This window comes from Roseibium sp., from assembly GCF_965216085.1.
GTDB lineage: Bacteria > Pseudomonadota > Alphaproteobacteria > Rhizobiales > Stappiaceae > Roseibium.
The window spans coordinates 4040660-4053006 of the sequence record NZ_OZ244138.1; the positions used below are offsets into that span (position 1 = coordinate 4040660).

The following is a 12347-nucleotide window of genomic DNA, read 5'->3' on the forward strand; positions in this document are numbered from 1 at the left end:
GTACGGACGACAAAAAAACTCCCGCGGCAGTGCCGCGGGAGCAAAGAAGTTCTGCAACACCTTGTAGTAGAAGGTTATTCGGCCGCTTCCATCCGCGCCGGATCGTAGTTGAGGATCGGAGCGAGCCAGCGCTCGGCATAAGAAAGATCCCAGCCCTTGCGCGCTGCATAATCTTCGATCTGATCCCGTTCGATCTTGCCGACACCAAAATAGTGGCTGCCAGGATGGGCAAAATAGAGCCCGGAGACCGAAGACCCAGGTAGCATCGCTCGGCTTTCGGTGAGCTGGATGCCCGTCAGCTTCTCCGCATCGAGCAAACGGAACAACGTGTCCTTTTCCGTATGGTCCGGCTGAGCCGGGTAGCCCGGTGCCGGCCGGATACCTTGGTATTTCTCGGCGATTAGATCCTCGTTGGAGAGTGTCTCATTCGCCGCATAACCCCAGATGTCCTTGCGAACGATCTGATGCAGTTTTTCTGCAAAAGCTTCAGCCAGACGGTCGGCAAGCGACTGAGCGAGGATTTTGTTGTAGTCGTCCGCTGCATTTGCATAGCGTGCGACCAGCTCATCCTCGCCGTGGCCCGAGGTGACGGCAAAGCCGCCGAGCCAATCGCCAACGCCATCGGATTTTTGCGCAATAAAGTCGCTCAAAGCGACATTGGCACGCCCGCCAGCTGTGCGCGCCATTTGCTGGCGCAGAGTATAAAACGTTGCTGCAATGTCACCGCGGTTTTCACCGGTATAAACCTCAATATCATCACCTACGGCATTGGCCGGCCAAAGACCCACAACACCGCGCGCGGTCAACTGCTTCTTCTCGACAATTTCGTCCAGCATCCGCCGGGCATCGTCATAAAGCGCCTTGGCCGCAACGCCGTAGCGGTCATCGGTGAGAACTTGCGGATAGCGGCCCTTGATCTCCCAAGTGGAAAAGAACGGCGTCCAGTCGATCACCGGAACCAGTTCTTCCAGCGGAAACGCGTCGAACACTTTGGTGCCGAGATGCTTCGGTTTCACAATGGTTTCGGCTGCAAAATCGGCCTTGAAGGCATTGTCCCGCGCATCCTTTAAAAGCACACGTCGTCCCGCTCCCCGGCCTGCGGCGTGCTTTTCGGCAATATCGGCATATTCCGTACGAACCTCACCGTAATAAGGCGCCCGCCCGTCCTCACTCATCAGTTTCGAAGCGACACCAACTGCCCGGCCCGCATCGGTCACATAGATAGCTTGCCCCTTGTCGTAGTTCGGGTGGATCTTGACTGCTGTGTGGATCTTCGACGTGGTCGCTCCACCGATCAGCAGTGGGATGTCGAGACCTTCCCGCTCCATTTCAGCGGCCACATGACACATTTCATCGAGGGACGGCGTGATCAGGCCTGAAAGGCCAATGATGTCGACCTTCTCTTCAAGGGCCGTTTGCAAAATTTTGGCAGCAGGAACCATCACCCCGAGATCGATGACCTCGAAGTTGTTGCACTGGAGCACAACGCCAACGATGTTTTTGCCAATGTCATGGACATCGCCCTTCACGGTCGCCATCAAGATCTTGCCGGCAGAAGAATGGCCCTCAAGTCCCTGCTCTTCCTTTTCCTTCTCCATGAAGGGCATCAGGTAGGCGACGGCCTTTTTCATGACGCGGGCGGATTTCACCACTTGCGGCAGGAACATCTGGCCGGAGCCAAAGAGATCGCCGACGACATTCATGCCATCCATCAACGGGCCTTCGATGACGTGGAGTGGGCGATCGAAGGCTTGGCGGGCTTCTTCGGTATCTTCTTCGACAAAATCGGCGATACCATGGACCAGCGCATGCTCCAAACGCTTGGCAACGTCCCAGGTCCGCCAGGTAAGGTCGGCTTCCTTTTTCTTGCCGCCCTCGCCTTTCCAACGTTCGGCCGCTTCCAGCATGCGGTCGGTTGCGTCAGACCGGCGGTTCAAAACGACGTCTTCACAAAGCTCACGCAGTTCTGCGTCTAGGTCGTTGTAGACCGCCAACTGACCGGCATTGACGATCCCCATATCCATGCCTTTTTGTATGCAGTGGTAGAGGAACACCGAATGCATCGCTTCGCGCACGGCCTCATTGCCGCGGAAGGAAAAGGACAAGTTCGAGACACCGCCCGAGACGTGAGCATGGGGCAGGTTTTCCCGGATCCAGCCTGTTGCCTCGATAAAATCGACGCCATAGTTGTCGTGCTCTTCGATACCAGTGGCCACTGCAAAGATATTCGGATCGAAGATGATGTCTTCCGGCGCAAAACCGGCTTTTTTGGTCAAGACCTCATAGGACCGCGCGCAGATTTCAGTCTTACGGGCAAAGGTGTCCGCCTGGCCTTGCTCATCAAAGGCCATGACAACAACAGCTGCGCCATAGCGGCGGATCAGCTTGGCCTGTTCCAGAAACGCTTCTTCGCCTTCCTTCATTGAGATGGAGTTGACGACGCCTTTGCCTTGAATGCACTTCAGGCCAGCTTCGATGACGCTCCACTTGGAACTGTCGATCATCACCGGCACCTTGGCGATATCAGGTTCTGCTGCCACCAAATTCAAGAACGTGACCATGGCTTCTTCGGAGTCCAGAAGCCCCTCGTCCATGTTGATGTCGATGATCTGGGCGCCGTTTTCGACCTGCTGGCGGGCAACATCTAGTGCCGTCGCATAATCCCCTTCCTTGATCAACTTGCGGAAGCGGGCCGACCCGGTGACGTTGGTTCGCTCCCCAACATTGACGAAGTTGACTTCCGGAGTGAGCGTGAACGGCTCCAGGCCGGAAAGACGCATATGCCGGTCCACCTCAGGAATCACACGTGGGGCCTTGCCTTCAACAGATTCGGCAATCGCCTTGATGTGCGCAGGCGTTGTGCCGCAACAGCCACCAACAACATTCACGAGACCAGCTTCAGCAAATTCCCCAATGAGACCGGCCATATGTTCCGGGCTCTCGTCGTATTCGCCAAACTCGTTCGGCAAACCGGCATTCGGGTAAGCACAGACAAGCGTATCGGCCACCCGGCCGATTTCATCGACGTGGGCCCGCATTTCTTTCGCACCGAGCGCGCAGTTGAGCCCGATGGTCAGCGGGTTGGTATGGCGGACGGAATTCCAGAAAGCTTCCGGCGTCTGGCCAGAGAGCGTCCGACCGGAAAGATCGGTGATCGTTCCCGAGATCATCACCGGCAATTCCTTGCCGATTTCCTCAAAGACTTCTTCAATTGCAAACAGCGCCGCCTTGGCGTTCAACGTATCGAAGATCGTCTCGACCAGAAGGATGTCCGCGCCGCCTTTGATCAATCCACGCACCGCTTCACCATAGGCTATGCGCAGATCGTCAAAAGACACAGCCCGGAACCCCGGGTTGTTGACGTCCGGCGAGATCGACGCCGTCCGGTTGGTCGGCCCAAGGGCTCCGGCCACAAAACGAGGCCGGGATGGATCCTTGGCCGTCACCTGATCACAGGCCTCGCGCGCAAGACGCGCACTTTCAAAGTTTAGCTCATAGGCCAACTCTTCCATGCCGTAATCGGCCTGGGCGATCGTCGTGGAGGAAAAGGTGTTGGTCTCAACAATGTCCGCGCCCGCTTCCAGGTAATCGACGTGGATCTGCCGGATGGAGTCTGGAAGAGTCAGGCTGAGAAGGTCGTTGTTGCCCTTCACATCGGAGGACCAATCCTTGAACCGATCCCCGCGATAGGCAGTCTCATCCAGTTTCAACAGCTGGATTTCGGTTCCCATGGCCCCGTCCAGCACCAGAATGCGTGACTTGGCTATATCTTGAAGGCGCTTGAAAGCGTCTGACTTGATCACGGGATGTCCTAACTTTTTAGCCTTGGTCCCGGCTCATAGGCCAGGACGGCGTCTTTTTCTACAGTGCTGCCCCGGGCCTGATCCGGGGTCAAAACGTTTTTGATGGTGAGGTCCCGGCTCAAAACCGGGACAGCATCACGGAACCTTTGGTCAAGCTGCAACTTGTTGGTGTTCGGGCTTGCCCATGCCGAGCATGTGGCAGATGGCGAAGGTCAGATCCGCCCGGTTCATGGTGTAGAAGTGGAAGTCCGTGATGCCACGATCGACCAGATCCATGACCTGTTCACAAGCAATCGCCACACCGACCAGCTTGCGGGTATCGGGATCATTGTGAAGACCTGAAAAGCGGCGGGCGACCCATTCCGGGATCGAGGTGCCGCATTTTGCGGAAAACACCATGGTCTGCTCGAAATTGTGGATCGGCAAGATGCCCGGGATCACCGGAATATTGATGCCGGCAGCTGCAATCCGGTCCAGATAATCGTCAAACAGATCGTTGTCGAAGAAGTACTGAGTGATGATCCGGTCTGCACCGGCGTCCACTTTCCGCTTCAGATTGTCGATCTCTTTTTGCCAGCTGCCGCTTTCGGGGTGCTTTTCCGGGTATCCAGAAACGGAAATGTCGAAGTTGGCGATTTTCTTGATGCCCGCGACCAGGTCTGTCGCATAGGCATAGCCTTCCGGATGCGGCTCATAGAGCGCACCGATCCCAGCAAGCGGGTCACCGCGCAGCGCCACCAGATGGCGGACACCAAGATCCCAATAGTCTTTGACGATCGCATCGACTTCTGATTTCGGCGACCCCACGCATGTCAGATGCGCGGCCGGGGCAAGATCGGTTTCCTTCAGGATACGCTCAACGGTTTTATGAGTGCGCTCGCGGGTCGAGCCACCGGCTCCATAGGTCACCGATACAAAAGAGGGATTGAGCGGCGCCAGACGCTGGACCGTAGTCCAAAGTGTCTCTCCCATCTTCTCGGTTTTTGGTGGGAAGAATTCAAAAGACGCGGTGATCGGCGTCTTGGAAACACCTCGGGACAGTCTGGAGGACAATGGGGACATGTCAGGCAACCTCTCGGGAAGGGTCGTGGGCAGGCACGTCGGTGATGATCCGCCGGTCACGTGCAAGCCAAAGGGTAACGGTCAGTTTGCTGTCATCGGCCTCGCCAGGGACGAGGTCGGTTGTTTTTTCAAGATCGAGATTCAGGGCGTCAAGCCAGCGTTCCATCTGGTCGCTGGTAAATCCGAGACGCCGGTGGGCGTGTTGATCTCGCAAGAATTCCAGTTCATGCGGAGCAAAATCAACGATCAGGAGGCGTCCGCCTGGACGCAGCGCGCGTGCAGCTTCTGCGAGCGCTCGGGCTGGATCGTCGAGGTAATGTAGCACTTGGTGAATGGCAACAACGTCGAAAGACTTTGGCGGCACATTGAGCGCATAAACGTCGCCGTGACGCACCTGGGCATGATTGAGCCCCGCCTTCGACAGATTTGCCCGGGCCACCGCCAGCATGTCATGAGACGCATCGACGCCCAGCGCCGTGACGTATTGATCGGCAAAGACTTCCAACAAACGGCCAGTTCCAGTCCCAAGATCCAGGAACGACTGGAACGGAGTGTCGCCAAGGGACGCCCGCATTGCTGCTTCCACATCAGCTTCATGAACATGAAGAGAGCGTTCGCGGTCCCAATTCAGCGCGCGGGCTGCAAAGAAGGCCGCTGCTTCTTCCGCTTTTGCTTTGCGGATCGCCTGGAAGCGCTCCTGATCGGCGGCCAGAACCGGATCTTCCTTGGAAATCCGAGCCACGATGTCACGCGCCAAAGCGCCTTCTGGGCCATCGGACAAGCGGTAATAAACCCAAGACCCTTCAGGGAAACGCTGAATGAGATCCGCTTCGGCAAGAAGCTTCAAGTGACGGGAAATGCGCGGCTGGCTTTGACCAAGAATTGCGGTCGCATCCTTTACGGTCAATTCACTCTGCGAGAGCAGCGCGATCAGGCGGATGCGGGTTGCCTCGCCGACCGCCCTCAGGGCCGCCAGGGTGTCGTCTACGGAAAGAGTATCTCGGTCAGTCATTCGCAAGCCATCAATATCGATATAAAGATATCTTTATATCAAACATGAAATCGATGCAAGTCCATTAGAAAGAAACCGTCACGCTTTAGCTTCAAAGCGACAAAAATGGCAAAGCAACGGTTAACAGGACGGTTCACGGACCGCCCGCCGCCTCTTCCCGCAACCAATCGAGAAACGCTTTAGCCAAACGCTTGGGCCGCTTTTTCTGAGACACGATGGCCCCAAAACCGCATTCAATCTTCTCAAAACCGAAAGGAGCGACCAGCCGGCCATCGGCCAGCTCGTCAGCAACGATGCGCTTTTCGACGAGAGCAGCGCCAAAACCTGCCAAAGCGGCTTCGATCACGAGAAATGTATGCGGATAAGGGACCGCACTTTTAGCTTCTACAGAGACGCCGGTGAGATCCTGATAGCGTTGCCATACATCTCCTGGCAATTCTTGTACACAGCGGGTTTTTACGCGCAGCTGTTTGCCGTCGATCTCAACATCAAGGCCGGGCGCGTGAACAATGCCAAAGGCGACATCTCCTAAAACTTCAATGTCCGTCCGGCCGCCAAATTGCCAGCGCAATCTGTCCCAGGTCAGGATCGCATCCATTTGATCCTCCTCAAGCCAGTGTTTTCCGGTCATGCGGAAATTGACCTGTGCATCCGGGCATTTTTGATAAAAGCGCGGCAGGCGCGGCATCAGCCACCGCATTGCAAACGTCGCGCTTATACCAATGTCGAGCGACGGACTGTCTGCATGTCGCGTCAGCTTTTGCCAGGCCGCCTCCATATCGTCCAGAGACCGGCCAATAGATCGGGCAAACTCTTCTCCCTCCGGGGTCAAAGTCACACCCTGCCCGTCCTTTCGAAACAAGGGAACACCGGCTTGCTCCCCCAAATGCGCGAGCTGTTTGCTGATGGCACCATGGGTACGTCCGAGTTCATCCGCCGCAGCACTCATCGACCCAAGCCGCGCGGTCGCCTCAAAGGCAGGCAAGGCGTTGAGCGGCGGCAACTGTTTCATGAGATCTCCTGGGCGTCAGTTTTATATGTTCCATTTTCTCACATATAAATGACAACTTCTCCTTCGACAAAGTGGAAGCTCAACGCCATTGTGAAAACCGATAACGGAGATCGTCTGCTGGTTTCTCAGGCGCTTTTAGCTACAGCTCAGGGAAACTGCACCACGACTCTCTACACTTCGCTCGCCGATCTATCACATTTCAATTTTCAATGAGATTATCCAATGCCTCACATAAACAGAGTTTGGGCACGGCTTATGGCCCGACTTTCTGCCTGGCAACTGAAGGCACAGAACACAAGAGAAGAGCGCAGGCTACTTTATGAGGAAGCCGACAGCGTTTTGGAAGATCTCGGCATCACACGCGATCAGCTGCGCGGTCCCGCTCTTCGACGAGCACACCAGCCGCCGAAAGAAAAATCGACATGCAATGCGGACATCCTGATTTTTCCGGGTTTCTCTGGAACTGATCCAAACATTCTACAACAATTGGAAGACCAAGTTGCCGCTGCACAGACGAAAGAAAAAGTAGTCAAAAGTTTAGAACCATAAGCATCGTTTTTGCTGCCCTCACTTCCGCATCCAATCAGCAAAACTGAAGGCATCCCGCAAAAATTGCTCCTCCTACTTTAGCACGAAATGCTTGTGCGCAGTTGCGTACATCTTAATTCGCATTAGTATTATTCACTAGCAATAGACTTAATGGCTTCTTCTCCAAAAGAGGCACCATAGACCCGTTAGGCAGTTGAAAGAGGTCGCGTTCAAATCGGGCGCGTCGGTAGGAGTTACTGAAAAACAAGTGAATTTCTGAGGGAGGAGACACTGATGAAACGCTTTATAGGGGCTGCAGCCGGTCTTTTGGCCGGGCTTTGTGTGGCTCAAGCGGAAAATGTCAACGAAGACAGTATTCGGGAGGCTGTAGGCCGTATCGATACCGCTGCAATCATCAAGAACGATATGACCGATCGTAACTGGCTGAATTACGGCCTCAATTATGCCGAAACCAGGTACTCACAGCTCAACAGCATCACAGCAGAAAATGTGAGCGAGCTCGGACTAGAGTGGTCCTACAACCTTGAATCACGCCGGGGCGTTCAAGCCACCCCAATAGTTATCGACGGCGTTATGTATGTCACGGCGTCTTGGTCGATTGTTCATGCGATCGACGCGATGACTGGAAAAAAGCTCTGGGTCTACGACCCTGAAGTCCCTGGGGAATACGCGGCCAAAGGCTGTTGCGACGTCGTCAATCGGGGTGTCGCTGTCTATCAGGGAAAGGTTTTTGTCGCCTCTTATGACGGCTATCTCCACGCTCTGGATGCAGCGACTGGAGAAGTTCTCTGGAAAATCGACACCATCGAGAACAGGGAGATGTCCTACACTGTCACAGGGGCTCCGCGGGTGATCAACGGAAAGGTAATCATCGGAAACGGCGGCGCGGAGTTTGGTGTGCGCGGTTACATCACTGCTTATGACACCAAGACCGGCGATGCAGCGTGGCGCTGGTACACGGTACCAGGTGACCCGGAAAAGCCATATGAAAACGCGGCTATGGAAATGGCGGCAAAAACCTGGGATCCATCTGCCAAATACTGGGAAGCCGGCGGCGGCGGAACTGCCTGGGACGCTATGGCGTATGACCCAGACCTTAATCTGCTTTACATCGGCACCGGCAACGGATCTCCTTGGAATCAGCATTTGCGGTCACCGGCAGGCGGCGACAATCTGTTTCTGGCTTCGATTGTTGCGCTCAACCCGGACACTGGAGATTATGTCTGGCACTATCAGAATACACCTGGTGATACCTGGGATTATACGTCGACCCAGCACATCATTTTGGCGGACCTGGAGATCGACGGCAAAATCCGCAAGGTGCTGATGCAAGCGCCGAAAAACGGCTTTTTCTATGTAATCGACAGGACCAACGGAGAATTCATCTCTGCCAAGCCGTTTGTAGAGACTACCTGGGCAAAAGCATACGGCGAAGACGGGCGGCCCATTGAAAACCCAGATGCGCGGTCCAAGGACAAACCATTCGAGACTGTGCCGTCGGCCTACGGCGCTCACAACTGGCACCCGATGAGTTTCAATCCGGATACCGGCCTGGTTTACATACCGGCGCAAGGTGTACCGCTCGTACAGGCAACCGATCCGAATTGGCAGTTAAATTCCCATAAGCCAATGTCGACCATGTCCGGTGTGGGCTGGAATCTCGGTTACCTTTTCAATGTTGTTGCACCCAAGGCAACCCCATTCGGTCATCTGCTCGCCTGGGATCCGGTCAATCAACGTGAGGCCTGGCGAGCGGAATATGTTTCTCCTTGGAACGGCGGCACGTTAACAACAGCTGGTAACCTCGTCTTTCAGGGGACTGCCGACGGCCGTTTCATCGCATACAACGCAACAACAGGGGAAACACTCTGGCAAGTTCCCATGACATCCGGTGTCATTGCTGCGCCCATGACTTGGCAACGAGACGGCACCCAATATGTAACCATTGCCGCCGGTTGGGGCGGCGTTTACGGCCTGATGCAGCGGGCAACGGAAAAGGTCGGACCAGGCCGCGTCTTCACATTCCGCATTGGCGGTGAAGAAAAAATCCCGGCCGCCGAAATCTCAGACCGTACCGAGCTGGTCTCTGGAGTTCCATACCAACCGGAGCAGGTTACCGCAGGCCTTGCAACATATGTCTCAAATTGCTTGTTCTGCCATGGCGTGCCTGGCGTCAACAATGGCGGGGCTGTTCCAAATCTCGGCTATTCGACGCCAGAGGTTTTGACCAATGCAGAGGCTTGGGTCTTAAAAGGGGCCGGACTACACAACGGAATGCCGCGCTTTGATGCTCACCTGAACGACACGGATGTGCAGAACGTCCTGGCCTTCATTCAAGGCACTGCGGATTCATTGCGAGCGGCAGCTACTACAAAAACAGAATAGGGAATAAGCTGCTTTAAAGCGCAAAATACTACAAGCACTTGAGACTGAAACAGGGTTCTGAAGCTTTCGCTGCAGAGCCCTGTTCTTTGTCCTTCAGAAATCGTTGGTGAAGAGGACGTTAGATCTGTTCTCCGCCATTTTGATCCGACTGCGCGTCTTCGGCTTCGATCATGCCTGAGGCTGCCGCACCAGCAGCGGCAGCCTTAGCCAATGCATCGCTGTTCAGCTTGTCATCGTTCTCACCATCCTGATCGGATGCCACATGTACGGTGACCTGGCGGTGCGCGAACTTGATTCCGTTCTCGCGGAACAAGTCCTGCAGCCCGGCATAGACCACTTTACGCAAGATGAACTGCTTGCCGGGTTTGGTCATGAACTTGACCCGGGCGACCATGGCAGAATCTTCCATCGACAGAATGCCCTGCGACTTCAACGGCTGCAGGAACATCGGACCGTATTCTTCGTCCTCCATAAGCCGTTGACCATACTTCTTGATGATCTTGCGCATTTTTTCGACATCCGTGTCGTACGTTACCCGGAAGGCAAGCTTCATCATTGCCCAGTCACGGGAGAAGTTCTCCACGACCTGGATTTCACCGAAGGGAATGGTGGTCAGCGCTCCACGGTGATGGCGCAACTGCATTGAGCGGATCGAAATCTTTTCGACCGTGCCTTTGGCGGATCCAATGTCGATGTATTCGCCTTTGCGGAAGGCATCATCAATCAAATAGAACGCCCCGGAGAAAATATCCCGGATCAGCGTTTGGGCCCCGAACCCGATAGCCAGGCCGACCACACCGGCACCGGCGAAGAGTGGAGCAATGTTCACGCCGAGCTCGGCCAAGACCACCATTGCCGCAATGACCACGATGGTGATCAGCAGGAAATTCCGGAAGATCGGTAGAAGTGTTGAGATCCGGCTTTCTCCGGTTCCGCCAATTTCGACCTCTTCATCACTTTCGGCTGGAGATTCTTTGGCGATCTGCCGGTCGATCAGGATTTTGACCGCCTCGTAGGCCATGTAGCCCAGGAACACCACCAGCAGAACCTCAACAAAGTCTCCGATCATGGACCCGTTGCCGGACATGTTCAGGCCCCACAAAGACGTCAGAAGATCCAGCGCGCCGAAAACAACCAGGATCGCCGCCCCCCGATCAAGCAAGGCCCGGAACGGGGACCGTTCCGCTTCCCTGTCGGCGGCCTCGGCATGGGCTTGCGCACGAGCACTGTCCGCATCCTGTTCGACACCCTCGCTTTCTTCCGCCCGCTGAATGTCTTCCGCAATCTCTGCCTCAATCTTCGCCGTATCGAGGCGCGGCAGCAGGATCCGGTCGATCAACAGAATAAGCAGCCCATAGGCTACAGCAGCAACAAGAAGAACTTGAATTGGCGCGGCAACCAGGCCTGTGGCGGCCGGCAAATCCAACAAGATCCGCAACGCCGAAATCGCCCAAGCAATCACAAAATAAATCACCGCAACCAAGTGCCAGACGGAGGCCAGCACCCGCCGCCACATGGTTGGCTGTTCTTCGTTCTGGCCCCGGATCAAGCGGGCGACAACCTTGCGGTAAGCGACCGTGATCGCGCTCAAAAGGAGCATAGATACTGCGGATGCTCCGATCAGAGCCATCTTGTGAATGTCCTGCGGGAGCCCGAGCCGTTCCATCCAGAGACAGAATGCAAATGCAATGATCGACACGCCACTGCCGATCAAGAGAAACCGGTAAAGGCCCTTCGCCTCTGTATTGGAGAGCGCTACCAACCTGTGGCTCTCAGCGTCTGGCGCCAAGACATTCATCCATATGATCCGAAGAATCATGAAGGCCGAACTCATGCTGAAAACAACCAGCGCCGTCTCATTGGCAGCTTCCAGCCCGGTTCCGATCAGCAGGTAAACGAGGGTGGCCACGATGAAATAAAGGCCAACCCCAACGATCATCAAAATAGCCCGCAAATAGAGGTAAATGATCTTGTCCGAGCGGGTATAGACATCAGGTTTGTACATGCTGGCGAATTGCCGACGTCCCCAGCGGGCGAGCAGGGTCGATGCGGCAAGGCCAAAAAGAACAGCGATCACCACATCGATCAGCGCGGCAGCAATCCAGCTCAGCCCCCGATCGCCCCCTTGATCCTCTAGGGTTTCGACCATAGCGTCTTGGATGGTCGGAATTTTTTGAACAATTGACTTCAAGATGTCCCTGGCTCGGATCGCTTCGTCGGCGAACTCATCCATGGTTTCCATCATCTCGCCGCCAGCTTCAGCTTCTTCGCTGGCGAGGGTCTCTGACTGCGCTTCTACAGAGTTTGACCCCGCCGCATCTCCGTCACCGGCACCGGATGTGACTTTGGATAGAAGGCTCGCCGCGCCTTGCGCGTGGGCCTGTTGCATATCCGCAGCCCCGACCACCAAAAGCCCGAGGACCAAGAATGACAACATAGGCAGCCGGCACAAACGCTCGATCACCACCGCACCTTGTTGAGCTCTCAGGAGATGTCTGAGTGGATTGCGCATTCTCATACCGTG

Annotated in this window: 7 protein-coding genes; 2 read left to right on the top strand and 5 right to left on the bottom strand. The window is 55.4% G+C overall.

Features of this window, described 5'->3' with window-relative positions:
- Positions 1-74 precede the first annotated feature (74 nt).
- The 4 genes from metH to ACOOFE_RS19030 form a co-directional block, all read right to left on the bottom strand.
- Entirely contained in the window at positions 75-3803 is a 3729-nt protein-coding gene (gene metH / locus ACOOFE_RS19015; protein ID WP_420411513.1) for a methionine synthase, read from the bottom strand.
- Positions 3804-3953: 150 nt separating this feature from the next.
- Entirely contained in the window at positions 3954-4865 is a 912-nt protein-coding gene (gene metF / locus ACOOFE_RS19020; protein WP_420411514.1) for a methylenetetrahydrofolate reductase [NAD(P)H], read from the bottom strand.
- A gap of 1 nt (position 4866) precedes the next feature.
- Positions 4867-5877 carry an ArsR/SmtB family transcription factor gene (locus tag ACOOFE_RS19025; RefSeq protein WP_420411515.1) on the bottom strand — a complete coding sequence of 337 codons (1011 nt, stop codon included), beginning with the start codon at positions 5875-5877 and terminating at the stop codon, positions 4867-4869.
- 133 nt (positions 5878-6010) lie between these two features.
- Positions 6011-6889, bottom strand: a complete 879-nt coding sequence (locus ACOOFE_RS19030) for a LysR family transcriptional regulator (RefSeq protein WP_420411516.1) — start codon at positions 6887-6889, stop codon at positions 6011-6013.
- Between the two features lie 255 nt (positions 6890-7144).
- Between ACOOFE_RS19030 and ACOOFE_RS19035 the strand changes: the two genes are divergently transcribed.
- Both ACOOFE_RS19035 and ACOOFE_RS19040 read left to right on the top strand, forming a co-directional pair.
- The gene (locus ACOOFE_RS19035) at positions 7145-7438 is read left to right on the top strand and encodes a hypothetical protein (protein ID WP_420411517.1); all 294 of its coding nucleotides are present in this window, start codon (positions 7145-7147) and stop codon (positions 7436-7438) included.
- 273 nt (positions 7439-7711) lie between these two features.
- Positions 7712-9823 carry a PQQ-dependent dehydrogenase, methanol/ethanol family gene (locus ACOOFE_RS19040; protein WP_420411518.1) on the top strand — a complete coding sequence of 704 codons (2112 nt, stop codon included), beginning with the start codon at positions 7712-7714 and terminating at the stop codon, positions 9821-9823.
- Positions 9824-9941: 118 nt separating this feature from the next.
- On the opposite strand, the gene ACOOFE_RS19045 is transcribed toward ACOOFE_RS19040, so the two are convergent.
- Complete coding sequence (locus tag ACOOFE_RS19045) at positions 9942-12341, bottom strand: mechanosensitive ion channel family protein (RefSeq protein WP_420411519.1); 2400 nt, start codon at positions 12339-12341, stop codon at positions 9942-9944.
- Positions 12342-12347: the final 6 nt, after the last annotated feature.

Coding starts and splice junctions, on each gene's coding strand:
- ACOOFE_RS19040 (WP_420411518.1), top strand. CDS start 7,712: ATGAAACGCTTTATAGGGGCTGCAGCCGGTCTTTTGGCCGGGCTTTGT.
- metF (WP_420411514.1), bottom strand. CDS start 4,865: ATGTCCCCATTGTCCTCCAGACTGTCCCGAGGTGTTTCCAAGACGCCG.
- ACOOFE_RS19045 (WP_420411519.1), bottom strand. CDS start 12,341: ATGAGAATGCGCAATCCACTCAGACATCTCCTGAGAGCTCAACAAGGT.
- ACOOFE_RS19030 (WP_420411516.1), bottom strand. CDS start 6,889: ATGAAACAGTTGCCGCCGCTCAACGCCTTGCCTGCCTTTGAGGCGACC.
- ACOOFE_RS19035 (WP_420411517.1), top strand. CDS start 7,145: ATGGCCCGACTTTCTGCCTGGCAACTGAAGGCACAGAACACAAGAGAA.
- ACOOFE_RS19025 (WP_420411515.1), bottom strand. CDS start 5,877: ATGACTGACCGAGATACTCTTTCCGTAGACGACACCCTGGCGGCCCTG.